At 64.4% G+C, this 22,624-nt stretch carries 21 protein-coding genes; 16 read left to right on the plus strand and 5 right to left on the minus strand.

Features of this window, described 5'->3' with window-relative positions; genetic code table 11:
• Positions 1 to 30: 30 nt before the first annotated feature.
• The 3 genes from CFK21_RS01025 (at position 31) to CFK21_RS01035 (ending at position 4,237) form a co-directional block, all read left to right on the plus strand.
• Positions 31 to 1,635 (plus strand): anti-phage dCTP deaminase, encoded by a 1,605-nt coding sequence (locus CFK21_RS01025; protein ID WP_157745214.1) that lies wholly within the window; start codon positions 31 to 33, stop codon positions 1,633 to 1,635.
• A 441-nt stretch (positions 1,636 to 2,076) separates the two neighbouring features.
• Entirely contained in the window at positions 2,077 to 2,598 is a 522-nt protein-coding gene (locus tag CFK21_RS01030; RefSeq protein WP_096363871.1) for a cytochrome b, read from the plus strand.
• 46 nt (positions 2,599 to 2,644) lie between these two features.
• Entirely contained in the window at positions 2,645 to 4,237 is a 1,593-nt protein-coding gene (locus tag CFK21_RS01035) for a thioredoxin family protein (protein ID WP_096363873.1), read from the plus strand.
• Between the two features lie 34 nt (positions 4,238 to 4,271).
• On the opposite strand, the gene CFK21_RS01040 is transcribed toward CFK21_RS01035, so the two are convergent.
• The 5 genes from CFK21_RS01040 to CFK21_RS01060 form a co-directional block, all read right to left on the minus strand.
• A complete protein-coding gene (locus CFK21_RS01040) occupies positions 4,272 to 4,751 on the minus strand; it encodes an FKBP-type peptidyl-prolyl cis-trans isomerase (protein WP_096363875.1) in 480 nt (159 codons plus the stop codon).
• Between the two features lie 129 nt (positions 4,752 to 4,880).
• A complete protein-coding gene (locus tag CFK21_RS01045) occupies positions 4,881 to 6,875 on the minus strand; it encodes a transglutaminase TgpA family protein (RefSeq protein WP_096363877.1) in 1,995 nt (664 codons plus the stop codon).
• Positions 6,875 to 7,843: a DUF58 domain-containing protein gene (locus CFK21_RS01050; RefSeq protein WP_096363879.1), complete on the minus strand. Its 969-nt coding sequence runs from the start codon at positions 7,841 to 7,843 to the stop codon at positions 6,875 to 6,877. The genes CFK21_RS01045 and CFK21_RS01050 overlap by 1 nt, the downstream gene beginning before the upstream one ends.
• A 223-nt stretch (positions 7,844 to 8,066) precedes the next feature.
• The gene (locus tag CFK21_RS01055) at positions 8,067 to 8,978 is read right to left on the minus strand and encodes an AAA family ATPase (RefSeq protein ID WP_096363881.1); all 912 of its coding nucleotides are present in this window, start codon (positions 8,976 to 8,978) and stop codon (positions 8,067 to 8,069) included.
• 74 nt (positions 8,979 to 9,052) lie between these two features.
• Entirely contained in the window at positions 9,053 to 9,991 is a 939-nt protein-coding gene (locus CFK21_RS01060; protein WP_096363883.1) for a homocysteine S-methyltransferase family protein, read from the minus strand.
• A gap of 139 nt (positions 9,992 to 10,130) precedes the next feature.
• Between CFK21_RS01060 and CFK21_RS01065 the strand changes: the two genes are divergently transcribed.
• The 13 genes from CFK21_RS01065 to atpD all read left to right on the plus strand — a co-directional run bounded on the left by CFK21_RS01065 (position 10,131) and on the right by atpD (position 22,596).
• Positions 10,131 to 11,165 carry a GlxA family transcriptional regulator gene (locus CFK21_RS01065; protein WP_096363885.1) on the plus strand — a complete coding sequence of 345 codons (1,035 nt, stop codon included), beginning with the start codon at positions 10,131 to 10,133 and terminating at the stop codon, positions 11,163 to 11,165.
• 82 nt (positions 11,166 to 11,247) lie between these two features.
• Entirely contained in the window at positions 11,248 to 13,143 is a 1,896-nt protein-coding gene (gene mnmG / locus CFK21_RS01070) for a tRNA uridine-5-carboxymethylaminomethyl(34) synthesis enzyme MnmG (protein WP_096363887.1), read from the plus strand.
• A 13-nt stretch (positions 13,144 to 13,156) separates the two neighbouring features.
• Positions 13,157 to 13,834, plus strand: a complete 678-nt coding sequence (rsmG, locus tag CFK21_RS01075) for a 16S rRNA (guanine(527)-N(7))-methyltransferase RsmG (protein WP_231971542.1) — start codon at positions 13,157 to 13,159, stop codon at positions 13,832 to 13,834.
• Positions 13,835 to 13,994: 160 nt separating this feature from the next.
• On the plus strand, positions 13,995 to 14,807 hold the full coding sequence (locus CFK21_RS01080; protein ID WP_096363889.1) for a ParA family protein: 813 nt from the start codon (positions 13,995 to 13,997) through the stop codon (positions 14,805 to 14,807).
• Positions 14,808 to 14,824: 17 nt separating this feature from the next.
• The gene (locus CFK21_RS01085; RefSeq protein ID WP_096363891.1) at positions 14,825 to 15,754 is read left to right on the plus strand and encodes a ParB/RepB/Spo0J family partition protein; all 930 of its coding nucleotides are present in this window, start codon (positions 14,825 to 14,827) and stop codon (positions 15,752 to 15,754) included.
• A 329-nt stretch (positions 15,755 to 16,083) separates the two neighbouring features.
• Positions 16,084 to 16,416: an ATP synthase subunit I gene (locus CFK21_RS01090; protein WP_157745216.1), complete on the plus strand. Its 333-nt coding sequence runs from the start codon at positions 16,084 to 16,086 to the stop codon at positions 16,414 to 16,416.
• Positions 16,406 to 17,275: a F0F1 ATP synthase subunit A gene (gene atpB, locus CFK21_RS01095; RefSeq protein ID WP_096363895.1), complete on the plus strand. Its 870-nt coding sequence runs from the start codon at positions 16,406 to 16,408 to the stop codon at positions 17,273 to 17,275. The genes CFK21_RS01090 and atpB overlap by 11 nt, the downstream gene beginning before the upstream one ends.
• Before the next feature lie 50 nt (positions 17,276 to 17,325).
• The gene (atpE, locus tag CFK21_RS01100; protein WP_096363897.1) at positions 17,326 to 17,562 is read left to right on the plus strand and encodes a F0F1 ATP synthase subunit C; all 237 of its coding nucleotides are present in this window, start codon (positions 17,326 to 17,328) and stop codon (positions 17,560 to 17,562) included.
• 61 nt (positions 17,563 to 17,623) lie between these two features.
• On the plus strand, positions 17,624 to 18,094 hold the full coding sequence (locus CFK21_RS01105; RefSeq protein WP_096363899.1) for a F0F1 ATP synthase subunit B: 471 nt from the start codon (positions 17,624 to 17,626) through the stop codon (positions 18,092 to 18,094).
• 11 nt (positions 18,095 to 18,105) lie between these two features.
• Positions 18,106 to 18,642 carry a F0F1 ATP synthase subunit delta gene (locus CFK21_RS01110; protein ID WP_096363901.1) on the plus strand — a complete coding sequence of 179 codons (537 nt, stop codon included), beginning with the start codon at positions 18,106 to 18,108 and terminating at the stop codon, positions 18,640 to 18,642.
• A gap of 13 nt (positions 18,643 to 18,655) precedes the next feature.
• Complete coding sequence (atpA, locus tag CFK21_RS01115; RefSeq protein WP_096363903.1) at positions 18,656 to 20,197, plus strand: F0F1 ATP synthase subunit alpha; 1,542 nt, start codon at positions 18,656 to 18,658, stop codon at positions 20,195 to 20,197.
• 56 nt (positions 20,198 to 20,253) lie between these two features.
• Positions 20,254 to 21,114, plus strand: coding sequence for a F0F1 ATP synthase subunit gamma (gene atpG, locus CFK21_RS01120; protein WP_096363905.1), 861 nt, complete (start codon positions 20,254 to 20,256; stop codon positions 21,112 to 21,114).
• Positions 21,115 to 21,219: 105 nt separating this feature from the next.
• Entirely contained in the window at positions 21,220 to 22,596 is a 1,377-nt protein-coding gene (gene atpD / locus CFK21_RS01125) for a F0F1 ATP synthase subunit beta (RefSeq protein ID WP_096367433.1), read from the plus strand.
• The last annotated feature ends 28 nt before the right edge of the window (positions 22,597 to 22,624 follow it).

The following is a 22,624-nucleotide window of genomic DNA, read 5'->3' on the forward strand; positions in this document are numbered from 1 at the left end:
GTGTGCGCAGCTGTAACAAAAAAAAGATCTGTGAAAAAGAAGGCTGGGTCTACTAGAGGTGTCGCTGATCCTAAGCGAACTGCTAAAAAGAAATCTCGCTCAAAAGAAAATGAAGTTGGGCCAGCGCCAGAATTATTTATAGGATTGGTAGGCGCCGTTGGTTCTGATCTGGAAACAGTGAATCGACAGATAAGATCCTATCTAAAAGCGGCAAACTACAAGACTGTAGATATACGTCTTAGTCGCCTGATTACGGATTGTAAGGATTATGCTCATTTAGAAAAACTTAAAAATGGCCCTGAAAATGAGCGAATAGATAAATTGATGGATGCTGGAGATGATCTCAGGAGAAATCTTAAGAGAGGTGATGCAGTATCCTTACTTGGTATTCTTGCTGTCAGAGCTCACCGAAAGACAAGGAAAGGTGATAGTAAGGAACCAGTCAGTAGAACCGCATACATATTTAATTCATTAAAACACCCAGATGAAATTGAGTCCCTTAGAAACATTTATGGCGAATCATTCTTTGTAGTTTCTACTTATGCGCCTAAACGTGAACGCATTGAGTCGTTGGCAAAAAGAATTGCTAGATCTAAAGGGAAGTTCCGGGCAGATGACTATGAAAATGAAGCTGAGTCCTTGGTCGAAAAGGATGAGAAAGAAGTAGGAGAAGATTACGGCCAAAATGTTAGAGATGCATTTCCACTTGCCGATGTGTTCATCTCACAAAGAAAAAATGTGGATTCCCAAATAAAGCGATTTATAGAATTAATATTCGGGCACCCATTTATAACCCCAACTGTTGATGAATATGGGATGTTCCATGCTAAAGCAGCAGCTCTACGTTCCGCTGACTTATCCAGGCAAGTTGGGGCGGTTATTACTACCGATGACGGTGAAATGATATCTGCTGGTTGTAACGAAGTACCAAAAGCCGGAGGCGGGTCTGTTTGGGAAGACAAGGTAGAATCTAAGCAAGACTATCGTGATTTTAAAATTGGGCAGGATGCTAGTGCAGTAATGAAGCGTGAAATAATCACGGAAATATTTGAAAAGCTGAAAACCGCAGGTTGGCTGTCTCAAGCTAAGAGAAGGAAGAGACCAGATAAACTTGCCGAAGACGCGCTATATTCTAAAACTGATGCGCCTCTTAAAGATACAAGAGCGGCGAGTATTATAGAATTTGGTAGAATTGTTCACGCTGAAATGTCTGCGATCACGGATGCTGCACGGAGAGGGCTTTCAGTAAAAGATGCAAATCTGTACTGTACGACATTCCCATGTCATATGTGCGCCCGTCATATAGTCGCAGCAGGTATGCAACGTGTTGTATATGTAGAGCCTTATCCAAAAAGTATGGCAAAGGACTTGTATAAACGTTCTATACAAGTCGATGGTGATGAGGCCGATGAAGACGCAGTAGTTTTTGAGCCATTCGTTGGTATTGCACCAATACGCTACATCTCCCTGTTTGAAATGCCACCTAGGAAAGATAAACGGGGATATCCATTGGATTGGGAATTGGCTACAGCTAATCCGCAAATACAGGAAACCTACCCCAGATATATAGATTTAGAGGAAGGGTACATTGAACCCTTGTTTAAACGATATGAGCAATATGCAGCGACAGATTAGTGACAGCGATACATATCACTGCGAGGAGATAGCATCGTGAGTAAGAGAGATTGGATTAAAGAGCAGTTACAAGAAGTGAGTCGAGATTTAGAGAGTTGGAGCCAATCCAGAAGAGATGTAATGCGTAGAGAAGTGAATTCTATTGGGTGTAAGAATTCCCAAAAGACAAAGGTACTTGGCCCTCAAAACATACCGAAGCGGGCTAAGCTAGCACGATAAATTGTTCCCATAATTGTTCCCAAGGAAGGGTTTGATATAATAAAATATCTAGATATAACAGCGTGGTATGGATTTTATTCTGCTTCTGTATCGTAAACGGTTTTCCGCGTGACCGAAAGGGAACCAAAGAGGCCGGTGATCCTCAAAAGGGGTCGGTGACAAATGATTCTCATTTGTCACCGACCCCTTTTGAGGACCCTTTTTGGAGAGCAGGAGAAGCAGATGAACAAGGATTCAGAGACGCGATATGGCACTGTCACCCGGCTTTTTCACTGGGGCATGGCCTTTCTGATTGGATGGCAGCTGTTGAAAGTCTTCGATCGTATCGATGATGGCGAGCACTGGGTCGGGCAGACTCTTGTACCCTGGCATGTATCCATTGGATCACTGCTGCTGCTGCTGGTGCTGCTGCGGATCGGCTGGGCGATGAACCAGAAGCACAATCGCCCCGCACAGGATCCGGCCGTGGCGTTTCTGGTCAAGGCGGGCCATGGCCTGTTGTATGCCGCTATGCTGCTGATGCCTGTTACCGGCATCCTGACCATGCTGGGCAACGGCTATGGCTGGAAGGTCTTTGGTATCCAGCTGGCGGCCAAGGGCGATGAAATCCCCTGGATGGCCAGCCTCGGCAGCCTGCATTCACCGATCGCCTGGACGCTGCTGGTGCTGATCGTTGGGCATATTGGCATGGCGCTGCTGCACCATTTCGCCCGGAAGGACGATGTATTGCAACGCATGCTGTGATTGTTCCGGTTCCGACAAAGGCACGGCAGGCGTCTAGACTCGGGACATGCGACTTCATCGCGGCATATGCCTGACCCTGCTGCTGGCCACTATGGCCAGCGGGACGTTGCTCGCGCTGCCGGATCAGGACGATACGGGTGCCTCCGCCCTGTCCTCCGTAGCCGCGGTGCACGACTATCCGCGCGGTTCGGCCATCGACTGGCAACCCTGGGGGACGCAGGCCCGTGCCCGGGCGCAGCGGACGAACAAGGGGCTGTTTGTCTACTTCCACGGCCAGTGGTGCACCTGGTGCCGGCAGTATCAGGAGCAGACGCTGGAGCATCCCGCTACCGTGGCTGCCATCGAGGCGCGCTATGTGCCGGTGCTGGTGAATCTGGATCAGCGCCGTGACCTGTTCACCCGCCTGGGCGGCCGCGGCGTTCCCTACACGGTGCTGATGGACGCGGCGGGCCAGCCGCTGGCCCGCTTCACCGGACATGTGAGCGCCGTGGACCTGCAGCAGCTGTTGCAGGAAACGGCACAACAGCTCATCACTGCCGCTGCCGTCCCGGCCGGCCTGGAAAGCCTGCTCGAGGGTGATCCGGAGGCGTTTCTGGCCTTTCTGGATGAGACCTATGACCCGACGCAGCAGCGCCTGAGCGGGGCCTCGATCATCGGCGCCCTGAGCAAACGGCCGCAGCCACTGACCTATCTGCTGTTGCTGCACGAGCCCGCCTGGGCCGAACGCATCCCGGGCATGCTGGATGTGCTGCGCGAGGAACTGTTTGACCCGGTCGACGGCGGCTTCTTCTTCTTTCACGATTCCGAGCAGCCCGAGCCGGCGGATCGGACAGAAACCTCCAAGGTGCTGGGCCTCAATGCCAAGCTCATCTGGCTGTTCGCCGAGTCCTATCATGAACTGGGCCGCGAACGCGATGCGCGCGTGGTGCGAGAATCGCTGAACTATCTGCGCACCGTCCTCTGGAATGAATCACACGGAAGCTTTCCGGGCAGTCAGGCCTCGGATCCGGAATATTATGCCGCGCCGGCGCGCGTGCGGGCCGAACTGATACCGCCCCCGGTCGAGCGGGTTCAGTACGCCGATGTCAGCGGCCAGGCCATCATTGCGCTGATCCGCGCCGCCCGGGCCCTGGACGAACCCGGCTATCTGCGCTGGGCCGGCCGGGCGCTCGCCGGGCTGGATGCCCGCCTGCGTCACCCCGACGGCGGCTATTACCACTATCGCCCCGATGGCGGCGCGCCGCAGCTGGCCCATTACCTGCCGGCCCAGGTCTGGCCCGCAGCGGCCTGGTGGTTGTATTACGCCGCAACCGGCGATGCGCAGGCAAAGGCACGGGGGGCGCAGCTGCTGGCGCACATCGCGGCATATTACGACGCTTCGCTCGGCGGCTTTGCCGAACGCCTGGACCCGGGTCTGCAACCCTGGACCGAGTCCCGCACCCATGCCGCGCTGGCCTGGATGCTGGTTGCACCGGCGGATCCTGCGGTCGTCCCTGATGCGGTATTGTCGCCCGAACGGCGGGAGTTGTGGCTGAGAGCGGCGCTGAAGCAACTGCAGCTGGTCAGCGGCGGTGATCCGGATGACATGGCGCTGGGCGTATTGGCGCAGCGCCGGATGGGGAGACAGGAAAGGCCGTAACCGCCCCGGGCGGGGCGGTCATCAGCAGACGGTATTAATGCTCGTGCCCGCCCGGGCCGTGCACGTGGCCGTGGGAGAGTTCTTCCTCGCTGGCATCGCGCACGTCGGCGATCTCGACATCGAAGGTCAGGGTCATGCCGGCCAGCGGGTGATTGCCGTCGACGGTAACCGTGCTGTCGTCGGCCTTGACCACGGTGACGACCATCGGGCCGTTGGGAGAATCGGCCTGGAAGCGCATGCCGGGCTGGATGTCCTCGACCCCCTGGAAGGCGTCGCGCGGCACTTCCTGGATCAGGGCCTCATCGCTCATGCCGTAGCCCTGCTCGGGTTCGACGGTCACGGTCATCTTCTCGCCCACATCCTTGCCCTCGAGGGCGGTTTCCAGACCCGGGATGATGTTGCTCGCGCCGTGCAGGTAGGCCAGGGGCTGGTCACTGGACTGGTCCAGGATCTGGCCCTCGGGGTCCTTCAGTGTGTAGTGGATGGAGACGACCTTGTTCTGTGCGACTGGCATGCTGCTTTCCTTTACCCTGCGGGCAGTTCGTTTCAATCCCCCCATGTTAGCCCATCCGCATCGCTTTCGATAGGCTGCGCCGGGTTTCCGGCAGCAGCGCAGGCGCGGAGCAAGGGCCTGGCAGCCGCCCTAGCGAAAGGCGCGCACCGCCCGGCGCAGGGCCTCGAGCGCATCGCGCGGCGGCTGGCGGCGATAACGCAGCACCTGGTAGCGCTGGATCACGCGCCCGGCGGCCGGGGCCAGGGCGGGCCGGGTCCGGCGGATACGAGCGAGCAGCTGACGCGGGGTCTCGCCGGGCTCGGGGCGGATACCGTGGCGCGCCAGCCGGCGGCAGAAGGCGCGGTAGAGACGCACGGCGGGGTCGCGGGCCGTCTCGCGCGGACGCAGCATCCACCAGGCAAGCAGCGCCAGCACCGGGATCAGCAGCAGCAGCAGGGTCAGACCGAGCCCGCGCCAGCTTACGTCGGGCAGGCCCAGGCCGGAGAGAAAATCCCGCTGGCGCTCAGGTCCGTAGTCCAGCACCCACTGGTTCCAGCGGTGATTGAGCGCGTCCCAACTCTGGCGCATCTCCTGCAGTGTCCGCTGCCAGCCCCGGGTGCCGTCGGTCCAGAAGCGCACTGCGCCGGAGTCGCGACTGGCGCCGACCTCGATCCGGCTTTCGATGCGCTCCGGGGCGATGGCGGTGGTGGGGTCGACCCGGACCCAGCCTCCCTCCGGCAGCCACACCTCGGCCCAGGCATGGGCATCCGACTGCCGCACGACCAGGTAGTCCCCCGCGGCGTTGTATTCCCCGCCCAGGTAGCCGGTCACCACCCGGGCCGGCAGCCCGGCCGCGCGCATCAGCAGCGTGAAGGCGGCGGCATAATGCTCGCAGAAACCGCGCCGGGTCTCGAACAGGAACTCGCCGACCGGGTTGGCACCCAGCCGCGGCGGGGTCAGGGTGTAGATGAAATGCTCCTGGTTGAAGTGGCGCAGGGCCTGGTCGATGATGGCCTGCGGCGAATCGGCCGCCGCCCGCCAGCCGCGGGCCAGGGCCAGCACCCGGGGATCCAGATCGGCCGGGTAGCCGCGGGTAATGTCGCGCCGGCCGGGTGCGCTGGCGGCGACCCGGACCTGCGGGTAGGACACCACCTCGTAGCGCTGGCGCAGTCGCACCCGGGTCTCGCTGATGAGTTGCAGGTCGGGAGTCAGCCAGGCGCCTTCCGGCACGCTGCCCGGGCGGTCCAGGGCGAGCAGATGGACCTGATTGTGCGGCTCCAGGGTCAGGGTCTGGCGCACCGGCTCGCCCCGGGGTTCCAGTAGCCGGCCGGCCTGGACGTTGCTGGGCAGACGCTGCCCGGCCCGGACCGGCTGCGTCTCCCAGCGGCGTCCATCCGTGAGCGCCAGCACCGGACCGCGCCAGTAACGCTGAGCGGGCGGCGGCGGCGGACCGTCGAACTGTACCCGGAAGGCCACCGCCTCGGAACCGGCCAGTTCGCTGATGCGACCCGGTTCCATGGCATCGCTCAGGCCGGTCACACCGCTGTGGGCATCCCCGGGCAGGCTCCACAACGGGCCGGGAATGCGCGGAAACAGGAGAAACAGCAGCAGCAGCAGCGGCACGGCGCCCAGCAGCAGCCGCCCGGCCAGACGGGCGTGACGGCGGGCGGGCAGCGGCTGACGGGGATCGCTGAGCGCGACCCAGACGGAGGTCAGGGCCCAGACCGCGAGCACCAGCCAGGCGCCCAGCCATAGCGACTGACTGAATAGAAAGGCCACCCCGAGCATGAAATAGCCCAGAAAGATCAGCAGCTGGGCATCGCGCGGTCGACGCAGTTCGACGAACTTCATGATGGACAGGAACACCAGCAGGGCACTGCCGGGCTCGCGGCCGAAGAAGGCACCGTATTCGATCAGGATCAGGCCGACGCCGGCGGCGGTGAGCAGCAGGCGCAGCCAGGTCGAGGGCGACGGCCGGCCCTGCCAGGCCAGCGCCAGCCGCCAGCCCAGCAGGATCAGCCACAGCAGGGTCAGCACGCCGGGCTGGCGCAGCAGCTGCGGCAGCCCGGCCAGGATCAGGCTGGCGGCCAGGGCCAGCAGCAGACCGCGCGGGGGCTGCCAGTCAGCGGGCCGCCGCGCGGCCATCAGTCGCTCACCCCGAACAGGGCCAGCGCCTGCAGGCAGCGTTCACGCTGGTCCGGTCCGCGCCCGAGCGTGATCTCCATGCCGGGCAGGCGCAGGCCATAGCGCTGCTGGTCCCGGTCCAGCTCCAGCACCCAGCGGACGAGCCGACGCAGCCGGGCTTCGGTATCGTGCTCGGCCAGGGCGTTGAAGTCGAGCCAGTAGTCGACACTACGGTCGCCCCCGAACTCCTTGATCTGCAGGCCCTGTTCGCGGGCGTAGGCCTTCCAGTCCACCAGCCGCAGCGAGTCCCCGGGATGGTAGGTCCGGAAGCCGCGGAAATCGTCCTGACCCCGGCCCTGGGTGCCGTCCTCGCTGGGCCGGCGGCCGGCCTGGGGCGGAGCGCCGCCGGTGTCGGCCGGGGCCGGCCAGACCCAGGTGCGGGCACTGAGACTGACATGGGTCCAGCAGTGGAACAGGCCCAGCGGGTAGCGGGTGAAGAGCCGGATGCGACCGGGGCGGAGCCAGCCGCGGCGGCGGGTCGGCAGGTCCAGATGTACGCGGGCCGGGGCCTCGGCGGGGATGTCGAACCAGACCGGCGCGGTCCCGTCGCTATCCAGGGCCAGGCCGGTGCGCATCCCATCGGCCCGGGCGGTGAGGGTGAAGCGTGCCGGCCGGCCGCACTGGACCGGTGCGGCCGTGGCCAGTTCCAGCCGGACCCCGGCCAGGTTGCGCCAGGTCTGCAGCATGGCCATCACCCCGACCCCGGCCAGCAGGAAGGTCAGGGCAAAGACCAGGTTGTTGTTGTAGTTGATGGCGCCGAGCAGCAGCAGCAGCAGCAGCAGGACGAAGCCCAGACCGGTGGCGGTGGGCAGGATGAAGATGTTGCGCCGATCCAGGGCCAGCGTCTCGCTGCCCGCCAGTACGGGCGGCTGCCGGCGCAACAGACGTTCGGCGGTGGGAAGGACGGACTGGCGCTGGGTCGGGGGCATGGGTCGGCAGGTCAGGGATGCGCGTGGACAGGCGTCATGGCGAGGCGCGCGGCGCCGCGGCAGCCTCTTACCCGGGAATCAGCCAGTTGGAGATTGCCACGTCACTTCGTTCCCCGCAATGACGGCCAGGTAAAGAAAGCCATTTGATTTTGAATGTTTTCAGGGTATTAAGTTCTATTTAAGAATAGACTCCAATAATTTATATAAATATAAATATTGATATTCAGGGAATTTCCACCGCCAGCAATGGCTCCAGCAGGGTCTCCGGCGCCAGCCCGTCGGCATCCCGCGGTTGCAGGCGATGCCCGACCACGGCCGCCAGCACGGCCTGGATGTCGTCGGGCAGGACATGGTCGCGCCCGTCGATCAGGGCCCAGGCGCGGGCCCCCTGCAGCAGGGCCAGGCCGGCGCGCGGCGACAGTCCGCTGCGGTAGTGGCCGCTGTCGCGGCTGGTGGCGAGCAGGGCCTGGATGTAGTCCAGCAGGGCCGGACTGGCATGGATGCGGGCGACCGCGGCCTGCAGTTCGGCCAGTTGTTCCGGGCTGAGCAGCGGGGCCTGATCGCGTATCAGTTCCCGGCGGGAGACCCCGGCCAGCAGTTCACGCTCGGCGGCCGCATCCGGGTAGCCCAGGTGCAGCCGCATCAGGAAGCGGTCCAGCTGGGACTCGGGCAGCGGGAAGGTGCCGATCTGATAGGTCGGGTTCTGGGTGGCGATGACGAAGAAGGGCTCGGGCAGGGCGCGGGTCGCGCCCTCCAGGGTCACCTGGCCCTCCTCCATCGCCTCCAGCAGTGCGCTCTGGGTCTTGGGCGTGGCGCGATTGATCTCGTCGGCCAGCACCAGCTGGGCGAACACCGGGCCGGGATGGAAGCGGAACTGCCCGCTCTCACGATCGAAGACGGAAATCCCGAGGATGTCCGCCGGCAGCAGGTCGCTGGTGAACTGGATGCGCTGATAGTCCAGGCCCAGCACCGCCGCCAGGGCGTGGGCCAGTGTGGTCTTGCCCACACCCGGCAGATCCTCGACCAGCAGGTGGCCGCGCGCCAGCAGACAGGCCAGCGCCAGGCGCAGCGACTGTTCCTTGCCGAGGATGATGCCGTTGAGGGCCGAGAAGACCGGCGCGATGAAGGGATGCATGAGGCGATGATCGCCAACTCCGGCCGGCCGGTCAAACGGCCGGTCGGATTCCCGGTCCCCAGCGGCACGGGGCTTCAGGCACAGGCGCTGCAGATGGCCTCCACGTGACGGTGGTCGGTGCCGCAGCAGCCGCCGAGCACGTTCAGCCACGGCAGCTGCCGGCGCAGGCCGCGGTACTGGACGCCGAGTTCAATCGGATCGCCGGCATCCAGTTCGGTGCAGGCGTCGAGCTCGGCGTGGCTCAGGCGCGAGGCGTTGGCGCGCAGCCCGCGCAGGCGCGCGCGCCAGCCGGCGTCGGTGTGCAGCAGATGAGCAAAGTGATCGGGATGGGCGCAGTTGAGCATGAAATAGGCGGCATGACGGTCGGTGGCGGCATCGGTGCGTTCGATCGCCTCACCCAGCGGCTCGCCCGAGGGCAGCCGGCCGTCGGTTTCCACAGTGAAGGATACCGCTATCGGCATGGCGCAGTCGCGCGCGGCCTGGACGATGCCGATGGCTTCTTCGGCATAGTTCAGTGTTAGCACGGAAACCATGTCGGCCTCGGTGGCGGCGAAGCTCTCGATCTGCGCCCGGTGATAATCACGCGCGGTCTCAGCACGCATGCGGATGTCGGCGCGATAGCCGTCGCGGCGCGGGCCCAGGTTGCCACTGATCACCAGCGGGGCCACGGGCGATTCATGCCGGGTGCGCAGTTCGGCCAGCAAGGCCACGGCCCGGCGGTTGACTGCATCGAGGGCGGCGGCGTCATAGCCCAGCTGCGCCCCCCAGTCGGAATTGGCGCGCCAGGTCGGCGATTCCAGTATGAAGCCGAGGCCGCGTGCGCGGGCGATATCCAGATAGCGCAGGTAGTAGTCGCGCAGCAGGTCAACCCCGTCGGCGGTGTCGAGCAGGGTGAAGGCGGCGAAACACGGCAGGTCACGGCCCTGATGAAAGACCAGGGTGGTTTCCAGACCGCCGTCGGTCAGGAACAGGCGGTCGCCGAGTTGGGGCAGTTGTTCACGATACAGGCTCATGGTCCTCTCTCCTCTTCAGGCCCGGCGCCATTGCCGGCCCGCCGGGTGGTGTACACTCCTTCTATGCCGGGCCACTAACATAGGCCTGTCGAGCCCCGGCCACTAAAGCCGGTCGGGCAAGGAACCGGACAAAACGGCCATGAGCGAATCCCCCGTCAGCATTGCCATTCTGGTGTATCCGGAAACCACCGCCTCGGTGGTTTACGGGATGCTCGACCTGTTCCGCAGCGCCGGCCGTGACTGGCCTGTGGTGACCGAGGGCCGGCCCGGTCCCGAACTGATGCGTCCCTGGCTGGTGGCGCGCGAGACCGGGGCGCTGGAGATCTGCAACGGCGCCCGCCTGTTTCCCGAGTGCCGCCTTGACGACTGTCCGCCGGCCGACATTGTGTGTGTGCCGGAGGTCAGCCTGCCGCCGGATGCCCCCCTGGCCGGGCGCTATGCCCCGGAGATCGCCTGGCTCGGCGCCCGTTACGCGGATGGCGCCCTGCTGGCCACGGCCTGCTCGGGGGCGATGCTGCTGGCCGAGGCGGGGCTGCTGGACGGCTGCGAGGCGACCACCCACTGGGCCTGGTGCGAGGCGCTGGCGGAGCGTTTCCCCCGGGTGCGGGTCCAGCCGCGCCGCGCCCTGGTGGCCAGCGGGGCCGGCCAGCGCCTGGTCATGGCCGGCGGCGGAACTTCCTGGATGGATCTGGCGCTGTACCTGATTGCACGGAGTGTGGGTTTGGAGGCGGCCATGCAGGTGGCGCGGGTCAATCTCATCGACTGGCACCAGGTCGGCCAGCAGCCCTTCGCCCGCCTGGCCAGCACCCGTCAGGTCGAGGATGCGGTGATCGCACGCTGCCAGGTCTGGATCGCCGAGCATTACGTTGAGCCGAACCCGGTCAGCGCCATGGTCGGGCTGTCCGGACTGGCCGAGCGCACCTTCAAGCGTCGCTTCCGCCAGGCCACCGGCATGGCGCCGCTGGAGTACGTCCAGGCCCTGCGCCTGGAAGAGGCCAAGCAGATGCTGGAGACCACGGATAACCCCATCGAGGCCGTCGCCAACGAGGCGGGCTATGAGGACGCCGGCTATTTCAGCCGCCTGTTCCGGCGCCAGGTGGGCCTGACCCCGGGCCAGTACCGGCGCCGCTTCGGGGCGCTGCGCCAGACGCTCGCAGCCGCCGGCATGGCCTGAGCCGCCGGGTGGGAAAACTGGCGAAAACCGCCGGGGCTGCATAGAATGACCGGCTCTGTCTCCCTTTTTCTTGTTGTCAGCCATGCAGGTTCAGGATCAGTTCGATGTCATCGTCGTCGGCGGTGGCCATGCCGGTACCGAGGCCGCCCTGGCCGCGGCGCGCGCCGGCGTGCGCACCCTGCTGCTGACCCACAACATCGAGACCCTGGGCCAGATGAGCTGTAACCCGGCCATCGGCGGTATCGGCAAGGGCCACCTGGTACGCGAGATCGACGCCCTGGGCGGTCTGATGGCCCGGGCCGCCGATCGCGCCGGCATCCAGTTCCGCACCCTCAATGCCAGCAAGGGCCCGGCGGTGCGTGCCACCCGCGCCCAGGCCGACCGCAGCCTGTATAAACAGGCGGTGCGTTCGGTGCTGGAGAACACGCCCAATCTCCATCTCTTCCAGCAGTCGGTGGAAGACCTGATGGTCGCGGGCGGGCGCGTCACCGGGGTGGTGACCGGCATGGGACTCAGATTCGCCGCCCCCTGCGTGGTGCTGACCGTGGGCACCTTCCTGGGCGGGCGCATCCACATCGGCGAGCAGAATTACGCCGGCGGCCGCGCCGGGGACCCGCCCGCCAACGCCCTGGCTGCGCGGCTGCGCGAACTGCCGCTGCGGGTTGAGCGGCTCAAGACCGGCACCCCGCCGCGCCTGGACGGCCGCAGCCTGGATTTCAGCGTCATGCAGGCCCAGCCCGGCGACGAGCCGCGGCCGGTGTTCTCCTATCTCGGCAACTCCGACATGCATCCGCGCCAGGTGGACTGCTTCATCACCCGCACCACCGCGCACACCCATGACATCATCCGCGCGGGCCTTCCCCGCTCGCCCCTGTACAGCGGCGTGATCGAGGGCGTGGGGCCGCGCTACTGCCCCTCCATCGAGGACAAGGTGGTGCGCTTCGCCGATAAGGATTCGCATCAGATCTTCATCGAACCCGAGGGGCTGGACACCCATGAGGTCTACCCCAACGGCATTTCCACCAGCCTGCCCTTCGACGTGCAGCAGGCGCTGGTGCGTTCCATCCCCGGCTGTGAGCGGGCCCACATCACCCGCCCCGGCTATGCCATCGAGTACGATTACTTCGACCCGCGTGACCTGCGCTACAGCCTGGAGACGAAGGTGATCGAGGGGCTGTACTTCGCCGGCCAGATCAACGGTACCACCGGCTACGAGGAGGCTGCCGCCCAGGGCCTGCTGGCCGGCCTGAACGCGGCCCTGCGGGTGCAGGACCGCGCGCCCTGGTGGCCGCGGCGCGACCAGGCCTACCTGGGCGTGCTGATTGACGATCTGATCACCCGCGGCACCAGCGAGCCCTACCGCATGTTCACCAGCCGGGCCGAGTACCGGCTGTTGCTGCGCGAGGACAATGCCGACCTGCGTCTGACCCCGGTCGGGCGCGAGCTGGGTCTGGTCGACGAGGCCCGCTGGCAGGCCTTCAGCGCCAGGCGCGAGGCGATCGAGGCCGAGACCCGGCGGCTGCAGGATACCTGGGTGCGGCCCGGGAGCGCGGCGGCCCGCCAACTCGAGACCGACCATGCCACACCCCTGAGCCGCGAATACCGCGCCCTCGAACTGCTGCGCCGCCCGGACCTTACCTATAATAAGGTCACCGCCCTGGAGGGTGTCGGCCCCGCCCACCCGCAGGCCGGTGTTGCCGAGCAGGTCGAGATCCAGGCCAAGTACGCCGGCTATATCGAACGCCAGCAGGCCGAGATCGAACGCCAGCGTCGCCATGAGGACCAGCCCCTGGCGGAGACCCTGGATTATGATGCCGTCGCCGGTCTGTCGGCCGAGGTGCGTGAGAAGCTGCGCAGCCACCGGCCCCAGACCGTCGGCCAGGCCGCGCGCATCCCGGGGGTGACGCCGGCGGCCATTTCCCTGCTGCTGGTGCACCTGAAAAAGGCCGCCCGGCAGCCGGCACGCCGCAGCGCCTGACAGAGGAACCCACGTGGCATTCGCGAGACGCATCAAGCACAACAAGTCGCACGGCAACCGGCCGCCGCCCGCCATCGACCAGCAGCTGGCCGACGGCATCCTGGCCCTGGGCCTGGCGCTGGACGAGGCCGTGCAGCAGGACCTGCGCGATTTCGTCAACCTGCTGACCAAATGGAACCGGGTCTACAACCTGACCTCGGTGCGCAAGCCGCAGGACATGGTGACCCGCCACATCCTCGACAGTCTGGCCGCCCTGCCCTATGTGCGCGGTCCGCGTATCCTGGACATCGGCACCGGCGCCGGCCTGCCCGGCCTGGTGCTGGCCCTGGCGCGGCCGGAGTGGGATGTGGTGGTGCTGGATTCCAGCAACAAGAAGCTGCGCTTCGTGCGCCAGGTGGTGGCCGAACTGGAACTGGGCAACGTCCAGGTCGAGCATGTGCGGATCGAGGACTATCCGCACGCGGAAAAATTCGATACCGTGATCAGCCGGGCCTTCTCCTCGGTGCAGGACATGTACGACCAGGGCGCCCCGCACTGCAAGCCGGATGGGGTACTGCTGGCCATGAAGGGGGTCTACCCGGTGACCGAGATCGAGTCGCTGCCGGATCCGGGCATCGTCAAGGCGGTGCACCGGCTGCAGGTGCCGGGCCTGGATGCCGAACGCCACATCGTCGAGATTCAGACCGGCTGAGCGTATTTCGTGTGAGAGTAGGTTGGGTTAGGCGCGCAGCGCCGTAACCCAACAATGCCGGCGCGGGTGTCGGGTTACGCTGTCGCTAACCCGACCTACGGTCTTATCCATAGCAAGCCACAGACACATAACAATTGATTAGGTAACCTAGAGCCTTTGCATGACACGAACCCTGGCCATCACCAACCAGAAAGGCGGCGTGGGCAAGACCACCACCTGCGTCAATCTGGCCGCCGCGCTGGCGCTGACCCGCCGCCGGGTGCTGCTCATCGACCTCGATCCACAGGGCAATGCCACCATGGGCAGCGGTGTGGACAAGCACGAGGTCGAGTACAGCAGCTGCGATGTGCTGTTGGGCGAGCTGGATGCGGCCCAGGCAGTAATGAGTTCGGAGGCCGCCGGCTTCGACGTCATGCCGGGCAACAGCGACCTGACCGCGGCCGAGGTGGAACTGCTCAACGCCGAGGACCGCCAGTCGCGGCTGCGCGAGGCGCTGCGCCCGCTGCGCGAGCGCTACGATTTCATTCTCATCGACTGTCCGCCGTCGCTGAACATGCTCACCATTAATGCCCTGGTGGCGGCGGACGCTGTCTTCATTCCCATCCAGTGCGAGTACTACGCCCTGGAGGGGCTGTCGGCCCTGATGGACACCATCGAGCAGGTGCGCGGTGCGGTGAACCCGGATCTGGAGATCGAGGGGCTGCTGCGCACCATGTTCGATGCCCGCAACAACCTGGCCAATCAGGTGGCCGAACAGCTGATCGAGCACTTCGGCGACAAGGTCTACCGCACCATCGTCCCGCGCAACGTGCGCCTGGCCGAGGCGCCGAGCCATGGCATGCCGGTGCTGCGCTACGACAAGGCCTCGCGCGGGGCGCTGGCCTACCTCGCCCTGGCCGGTGAGATGGTGCGCCGGGATCAGGAACGCCGTACCGGGGGTGCCGCGCAGACCGCGGCGGCCTCCACGCACTGACAGGAATCGCAACAGGCATGGCAACGAAGAAACGGGGACTGGGACGCGGACTGGATGCGCTGCTGGGCAGCAGCGCCAAGGGGGCCGCGACGAAGCGCAAGCCGCCCACGGCGGCCCCGGACGAAGCGGCCGGGACGCCCCAGGCGCCTGAGCGCGAGGGCCTGCGCGAATTGCCGGTGGATCTGATTCAGCGCGGCAAGTACCAGCCCCGCCAGGACATGCATACCGAGAGCCTGCAGGATCTGGCCGACTCCATCCGTGCCCAGGGCGTGGTCCAACCCATCGTGGTACGCCCGATCGAGCACAGCGGGAATCAGACCCGCTACGAGATCATCGCCGGCGAGCGCCGCTGGCGCGCGGCCCAGCTGGCCGGCCTGCAGGAGATCCCGGCGGTGGTGCGCGAGGTGCCCGACCGTGCCGCCATCGCCATGGCGCTGATCGAGAATATCCAGCGCGAGAACCTCAACCCGATGGAGGAGGCGCGCGCCCTGCAGCGTCTGCTGCAGGAATTCGAGCTGACGCACCAGCAGGCCGCAGAGGCCGTGGGCCGGTCACGCACCTCGGTGACCAACCTCCTGCGCCTGCTCGAGCTGAACGAGGACGTGCGCCAGCTGGTCGAGGCGGGCAAGCTGGAGATGGGCCATGCCCGCGCCCTGCTCGGCGTCAGTGGCACGATCCAGAGCGAACTGGCCCGGGCTGTAACCAGCCGCGGCCTGTCGGTGCGCGAGACCGAGCGCCTGGTCAAGCGCCAGCAGACCGAGCCGGCACACGGCGGCCGCCCGGCGGCACCGGCGGCCGATCCCAATACGCGGCGCCTGGAACAGGACCTGGCCGAGCGCCTGGGCGCGGCAGTGAAACTCCAGGCCGGGCGCGGCGGCAAGGGCAAGCTGGTGATCAGTTTCAACAGCCTGGACGAACTCGACGGGATCCTCGATCACATCAAGTGACGGAGCGTCATCGGACGCCCCGTCATTGCGAGCAACGCGAAGCAATCTCCAACCGGATGAGCCTGCTGTACGAGATTGCTTCGCGTTGCTCGCAATGACAGCCAAAAAAATCAAATGCGATGGGCGCATAACGTATTTTTATCCGGCCATTGACCCCATCGGTCAGAATATCTATACTGCGCGCCCGTTCGGACGAGGTGCCGAGCAATCTCCATACGAAGTTACGATAGGTTACGCCTGCCGTGTACAGCCGGTCGGCTGGGCAGCTTGGGCCACAGGGCCTCGCGCACGACGGCATGCGTAACATATTGATTCTTCAGCTAATTATATTGTCTCTGGCCGCCGGCGCCCTGTATCTGGCGCGCCCGCCGGAGACCGCGATCGCCTGGCTGTTCGGCGCCGGGATCGCGCTGTCGAATACGGCACTGCTGGCCTGGCGCTCGCATCGGCTGGTTCAACGCCCCGCGACGGATGCCCATCGGGATCTGCGGGCGTTCTTCTTCTCCGCCGTTGAGCGCCTCGTCATCGTCATCATGCTGTTCGTGGCAGGTCTGGGCGCACTCGAGTTGCCGCCGCTGCCGCTGCTCGGCGCCTTCATCGCCGGCCAGCTGGTGCTCATGATTTCAAGCTTCAAGACAGGACTGACAACGCATGGCGAGTGACACCCTGACTTCCGGTGAATACATCAAGCACCACCTGACCAACCTCACCTACGGCCAGCACCCGGACGGCCACTGGGGCTTCGCCCACACCGCCGAGGAAGCCAAGGAGATGGGCTTCTGGGCCATCCATGTCGATTCCATGCTGTGGTCGGTCCTGCTCGGCTTCATCCTGTTCTATGTCTTTCGCAAGGCGGCGAAGAACGCCCACGCCGGCGTGCCCGGCGGGCTGCAGAACTTCTGCGAATGGATCGTCGATTTCATCAACGACACCGTGCGCGGCTCCTTCAGCGGCCGCAACCCGCTGGTCGCCCCCCTGGCCTTCACCGTCTTCGGCTGGATCTTCCTGATGAATTTCATGGATCTGATCGCCGTGGACCTGCTGCCCTGGCTGGCGCAGCTGTTCGGCCAGCACGTGCTGGGCGTGGACCCGCATCATGTCTACTTCAAGGTCGTGCCCACCACCGACCCCAACATCACCTTCGGCCTGGCGCTGGGCGTGTTCGTGCTGATGCTCTACTACTCCATCAAGATGAAGGGCTTCGGCGGCTTCTTCGGCGAACTGGCCTTCCAGCCCTTCCCCAAGTGGATGTTCCCCATCAACCTGGTCCTGGAAGGCGTGTCTCTGATCGCCAAGCCCGTCTCTCTCGCTCTGCGACTGTTCGGCAACATGTACGCCGGCGAGACCATCTTCATTCTTATCGCGCTGATGTACAGTGCCGGGATCGTGATGGCCGGTTTCGGCGGGCTGCTGCAGCTCGGCTGGGCCATCTTCCACATCCTGATCATCACCCTGCAGGCGTTCATCTTCATGACCCTGACTGTGGTGTATCTGGATATGGCGCATCAGGAACATCATTAATACCGATTACGTTTTGACTTTAATCTATATCTAAACTTCAGGAGATAATCATGGAATCTGCACTGCTCTACATCGCTGGCGCACTGATGATGGGCCTGGGCGCACTGGGTGCGGCGGTCGGTATCGGCATCCTCGGCGGCCGTTTCCTGGAAGGTGCCGCCCGCCAGCCCGAGCTGATCCCGATGCTGCGCACCCAGTTCTTCATCGTCATGGGTCTGGTCGACGCCGTGCCGATGATCGCCGTCGGTCTGGCGCTGTACGTGCTGTTCGCCGTTGCGGGTGGCTGATCACGAAGCCGGTCAAGACCGCTTCGAATCCGTGACAAGCCCGTAACCACGAGGTGACGAAATGAATTTCAATGCAACCCTCATCGGCCAGATGATCGCATTCGTCGTCTTCGTGTGGTTCTGCATGAAGTACGTGTGGCCACCGATGATGAAGGCACTGGACGAGCGCAAGAAGACCATCGCCGATGGTCTGGCCGCCGCCGAGCGGGGGCAGCGCGAGCAGGAGCTGGCCGAGGAACGCGCCAAGGAGGCGCTGGTTGAAGCCAAGCAGCAGGCCCAGGAAATCATCTCCCGAGCCGAGAAGCGTGCGTCCGAAATCGTCGAGGAGGCCAAGGCCGACGCCCGTACCGAGGGCGAGCGCATGATCGCCGCCGCCCGCAATGAGCTCGACCAGGAGCTCAACCGGGTCAAGGAGCAGCTGCGCAGCCAGGTCGCCGCCATTGCCGTATCCGGCGCCGAAAAGGTGCTGGAACGCGAGGTCGACGAGAAAACGCACGATGAGCTGCTGAGCAAGCTCGCCGCCCAGATCTAGGTAGAAACGCCATGGCCGAACTCACCACTATCGCGCGACCCTATGCCCAGGCGGTGTTCCGTCTGGCGCGGGAGCAGCAAAACCTGGATGCCTGGTCCGACATGCTCGGCCTGATGGCCGTCGTGGCGTCGGATCCGGACATGCAGCGCCTGCTCGACAACCCGCGCCTGACCGAGGATCAACTCGCCGGTTTCTTTCTGGAGATCTGCGGCGAGCGGCTGAACGCGGAAGGCAGGAACCTGGTCAGGGTGCTGGCCGAGAACCGGCGCCTGGCCGCCCTGCCCGAGATGTTCCGACTGTATCAGGAGCACAAGAGCGCGGCCGAGGGCGCGATCAAGGCCGAGCTGATCACCGCCTACCCCGCCACCGAGGCGCACAAGGCCACTGTCCTGGAGGCGCTCAAGCAGCGCTTCGGGCGCGAGGTGGAACTGGAGTGCAGAACCGACCAGAACCTGGTCGGCGGTGCGATCATCCGCGCGGGCGATACCGTTATCGATGGTTCGGTCCGGGGCAAACTGGCCCGTCTGGCCACCGCCCTGAGCCACTGAGAGGAATCTATCAATGCAACTGAATCCCACTGAAATCAGCGAGCTGATCAAGAGCCGCATCGAGAAGTTCGAAGGCGCGGCCGAGGCCCGGACCGAAGGCACCGTGGTGTCGCTCACCGACGGCATCGCCCGCGTCCACGGCCTGGCCGACGTCATGGCCGGCGAGATGCTGGAGTTCCCCGGTGACGTCTACGGCATGGCGCTGAACCTGGAGCGCGACTCCGTCGGCGCGGTCATCCTGGGCGACTACAAGAACATCACCGAGGGCGACACCGTCAAGTGCACCGGCAAGATCCTGGAAGTGCCGGTCGGCGAAGGCATGCTCGGCCGCGTAGTCGATGCCCTGGGCACCCCGGTCGATGGCAAGGGTCCGGCCGAGACCAGCATCACCTCCCCGATCGAGAAGATCGCCCCCGGCGTCATCTGGCGCAAGTCGGTGGACCAGCCGGTGCAGACCGGTCTGAAGGCGATCGATGCCATGGTCCCGGTCGGCCGCGGTCAGCGCGAGTTGATCATCGGCGACCGCCAGACCGGCAAGACCGCCGTCGCCGTTGATGCCATCATCAACCAGAAGGGCACCGGCGTTAAGTGCATCTATGTCGCCGTGGGGCAGAAGAACTCCTCGGTCGCCTCCGTGGTGCGCAAGCTGGAGGAGCACGGCGCCATGGAGCATACCATCGTGGTGGCCGCAACGGCCTCCGAGTCCGCCGCCATGCAGTACATCGCCCCCTATGCCGGCTGCGCCATGGGCGAGTACTTCCGCGACCGCGGTGAAGACGCCCTGATCGTGTACGACGACCTGACCAAGCAGGCCTGGGCCTACCGCCAGGTCTCGCTGCTGCTCAAGCGCCCGCCGGGCCGCGAGGCCTACCCGGGTGACGTCTTCTACCTGCACTCGCGCCTGCTGGAGCGTGCCGCGCGCGTCAATGAGGAATACGTCGAGCGCGAGACCAACGGCGAGGTGAAAGGCAGGACCGGTTCGCTGACCGCGCTGCCGATCATCGAGACCCAGGCCGGCGACGTGTCCGCCTTCGTGCCGACCAACGTCATCTCCATCACCGACGGCCAGATCTTCCTGGAGTCCGACCTGTTCAACGCCGGTATCCGCCCCGCTATCAACGCAGGTCTGTCGGTATCGCGTGTCGGCGGCGCGGCCCAGACCAAGATCATCAAGAAGCTCGGCGGCGGTGTGCGCCTGGCCCTGGCCCAGTACCGCGAACTGGCGGCCTTCGCCCAGTTCGCCTCCGACCTGGACGAGGCCACCCGCAAGCAGCTCGAGCGCGGTCAGCGCGTCACCGAGTTGATGAAGCAGAAGCAGTACACGCCGCTGTCCATCGCCGAGATGGCCGTGTCGCTGTACGCGGCAAACGAGGGCTACCTCGACGACCTGGACAACAACAAGGTGGTCGATTTCGAGGCCGCACTGCACGCACACATGAAGTCGCACTTCACCGATCTGATGAATCAGATCAATGAGTCGGCCGACTACAACGACGAGATCGCGGCCGGCCTGAAGAAGTGCGTCGAGGACTTCAAGGCCAACGGCGCCTGGTAAATGCACCGGCAGGAGCGGGTTTGTCCGCTCCTGCATAACGAGCTGGAATTATAGATATGGCTGGCGCGAAAGAGATACGCACCCAGATCAAGAGCATCCAGAACACGCGCAAGATCACCAAGGCCATGGAGATGGTCGCGGCGAGCAAGATGCGCAAGGCGCAGGAGCGCATGGCCGCCTCGCGTCCCTATGCCGAGAAGATCCGCAGTGTGGTCGCGCACGTCGGGCATGCGCATCCCGAATACAAGCATCCGTATCTGATCGAACGCGAGGTCAAGCGGGTGGGGCTGATCATCATCTCCACCGACCGCGGTCTGTGTGGCGGCCTGAACATCAACCTGTTCAAGCAGGTCATCGGCCGCATGAAGGAATGGGATCAGGCCGGCTACGAGATCGAACTGGCGGTGCTGGGCAACAAGGCGTTGCAGTTCTTCAAGCGCATCGGCGGCAATATCGTCGCCCAAGCCACTCACATGGGGGATGCGCCCTCCATGAGCGACATGATCGGCAGCGTGAAGGTGATGCTGGATGCCTATGACGAAGGCCGGATCGACCGCCTGTACATCGCCGCCAACGAATTCGTCAACACCATGACCCAGACGCCGACGATCGAGCAGTTGCTGCCGGTCGCGCCGAGCGAGGAAAAGGAGCTGGTCCATCACTGGGACTACATCTACGAGCCGGACTCCAAGCCGGTCATGGACAACCTGCTGATGCGCTACATCGAGTCGCTGGTCTACCAGGGCGCGGTTGAGAACGTCGCCTGCGAGATGGCCGCGCGCATGGTCGCCATGAAGGCCGCCTCCGACAACGCCGGGAACCTGATCGACGAGTTGCAGCTGGTCTACAACAAGGCCCGCCAGGCCGCCATCACCCAGGAGTTGTCCGAGATCGTCAGCGGCGCCGCGGCGGTATAAGGCACACGGATTCCGAGACCGGATCGCGCCATGCAGCTGGACATGTTTTCAGCCGAATCAAGCGATTCGAACGATAAAGATTCAGACTTACGAGAGGACATCAACATGAGTTCGGGCAACATCGTTGAAATCATCGGCGCCGTTGTCGACGTGGAATTCCCGCGCGATTCGGTGCCCAAGGTCTACGACGCGCTCAAGGTGAAGGACCTCGACATCACCCTGGAAGTGCAGCAGCAGCTCGGTGACGGCGTGGTGCGCACCATCGGCATGGGCAGTACTGACGGCCTGCGTCGCGGACTGGACGTGGACAACACCGGTGCGCCCATCTCGGTGCCGGTCGGCAAGGGCACCCTTGGCCGCGTCATGGACGTGCTGGGCAATCCGGTCGACGAGGCCGGCCCGGTCGAGACCGACGAGAAGCTCCCGATCCACCGCGCGGCACCTGCCTATGCCGATCAGGCGGCCAGCGTCGAGATCCTCGAGACAGGTGTCAAGGTGATCGATCTGATCATGCCCATCGCCAAGGGCGGCAAGGTCGGCCTGTTCGGCGGCGCCGGCGTGGGCAAGACCGTGACCCTGATGGAACTGATCCGCAACATCGCCATCGAGCACTCCGGCTACTCGGTGTTCGCCGGTGTCGGTGAGCGTACCCGCGAAGGCAACGACTTCTATCACGAGATGAAGGAAGCCAACGTGCTCGACAAGGTGGCCCTGGTGTACGGCCAGATGAACGAGCCGCCCGGCAACCGCCTGCGCGTGGCCCTGACCGGCCTGACCATGGCCGAGTTCTTCCGCGACGAGGGCCGTGACGTGCTGATGTTCATCGACAACATCTATCGCTACACCCTGGCCGGCACCGAGGTCTCGGCCCTGCTCGGCCGCATGCCCTCCGCGGTGGGCTACCAGCCGACCCTGGCCGAGGAAATGGGCGTGCTGCAGGAACGCATCACCTCCACCCGCACCGGCTCCATCACCTCCTTCCAGGCCGTGTACGTGCCCGCGGACGACCTCACCGACCCGTCCCCTGCCACCACCTTCGCCCACCTGGACGCAACACTGGTGCTGTCGCGTCAGGTCGCCGAGCTCGGCATCTACCCGGCCGTGGATCCGCTGGACTCCACCTCGCGCCTGCTGGACCCGCTGGTCATCGGCCAGGATCACTACGACACCGCGCGCGCCGTGCAGGGCACCCTGCAGCGCTACAAGGAACTGCGTGACATCATCGCCATCCTGGGCATGGATGAGCTGTCCGAGGAGGACAAGCTGGTCGTGGCCCGCGCGCGCAAGATCCAGCGCTTCCTGTCGCAGCCCTTCTTCGTGGCCGAGACCTTCACCGGCGCGCCCGGCAAGTACGTCAGCCTGAAGGACACCATCAACGGCTTCAAGGCGATCGTCAACGGCGAGTACGACCACCTGCCCGAGCAGGCCTTCTACATGGTCGGCACCATCGACGAGGCGGTCGAGAAGGCCAAATCGCTTTAATCGCGTGCCGCGCGCCGGCCGCCGCAGC

This window comes from Thiohalobacter thiocyanaticus (assembly GCF_002356355.1).
Classification (GTDB): Bacteria; Pseudomonadota; Gammaproteobacteria; order Thiohalobacterales; family Thiohalobacteraceae; genus Thiohalobacter; species Thiohalobacter thiocyanaticus_A.

What these genes read in the sequence shown, in the direction of transcription:
- CFK21_RS01110 (WP_096363901.1), top strand. Translation starts at nt 18,106, where the DNA reads ATGGCCGAACTCACCACTATCGCGCGACCCTATGCCCAGGCGGTGTTC.
- CFK21_RS01060 (WP_096363883.1), bottom strand. Translation starts at nt 9,991, where the DNA reads ATGAGCCTGTATCGTGAACAACTGCCCCAACTCGGCGACCGCCTGTTC.
- atpE (WP_096363897.1), top strand. Translation starts at nt 17,326, where the DNA reads ATGGAATCTGCACTGCTCTACATCGCTGGCGCACTGATGATGGGCCTG.
- mnmG (WP_096363887.1), top strand. Translation starts at nt 11,248, where the DNA reads ATGCAGGTTCAGGATCAGTTCGATGTCATCGTCGTCGGCGGTGGCCAT.
- CFK21_RS01030 (WP_096363871.1), top strand. Translation starts at nt 2,077, where the DNA reads ATGAACAAGGATTCAGAGACGCGATATGGCACTGTCACCCGGCTTTTT.
- CFK21_RS01065 (WP_096363885.1), top strand. Translation starts at nt 10,131, where the DNA reads ATGAGCGAATCCCCCGTCAGCATTGCCATTCTGGTGTATCCGGAAACC.
- atpD (WP_096367433.1), top strand. Translation starts at nt 21,220, where the DNA reads ATGAGTTCGGGCAACATCGTTGAAATCATCGGCGCCGTTGTCGACGTG.
- CFK21_RS01105 (WP_096363899.1), top strand. Translation starts at nt 17,624, where the DNA reads ATGAATTTCAATGCAACCCTCATCGGCCAGATGATCGCATTCGTCGTC.
- atpG (WP_096363905.1), top strand. Translation starts at nt 20,254, where the DNA reads ATGGCTGGCGCGAAAGAGATACGCACCCAGATCAAGAGCATCCAGAAC.
- CFK21_RS01040 (WP_096363875.1), bottom strand. Translation starts at nt 4,751, where the DNA reads ATGCCAGTCGCACAGAACAAGGTCGTCTCCATCCACTACACACTGAAG.
- CFK21_RS01035 (WP_096363873.1), top strand. Translation starts at nt 2,645, where the DNA reads ATGCGACTTCATCGCGGCATATGCCTGACCCTGCTGCTGGCCACTATG.
- atpA (WP_096363903.1), top strand. Translation starts at nt 18,656, where the DNA reads ATGCAACTGAATCCCACTGAAATCAGCGAGCTGATCAAGAGCCGCATC.
- CFK21_RS01055 (WP_096363881.1), bottom strand. Translation starts at nt 8,978, where the DNA reads ATGCATCCCTTCATCGCGCCGGTCTTCTCGGCCCTCAACGGCATCATC.
- atpB (WP_096363895.1), top strand. Translation starts at nt 16,406, where the DNA reads ATGGCGAGTGACACCCTGACTTCCGGTGAATACATCAAGCACCACCTG.
- CFK21_RS01080 (WP_096363889.1), top strand. Translation starts at nt 13,995, where the DNA reads ATGACACGAACCCTGGCCATCACCAACCAGAAAGGCGGCGTGGGCAAG.
- CFK21_RS01050 (WP_096363879.1), bottom strand. Translation starts at nt 7,843, where the DNA reads ATGCCCCCGACCCAGCGCCAGTCCGTCCTTCCCACCGCCGAACGTCTG.
- CFK21_RS01045 (WP_096363877.1), bottom strand. Translation starts at nt 6,875, where the DNA reads ATGGCCGCGCGGCGGCCCGCTGACTGGCAGCCCCCGCGCGGTCTGCTG.
- CFK21_RS01085 (WP_096363891.1), top strand. Translation starts at nt 14,825, where the DNA reads ATGGCAACGAAGAAACGGGGACTGGGACGCGGACTGGATGCGCTGCTG.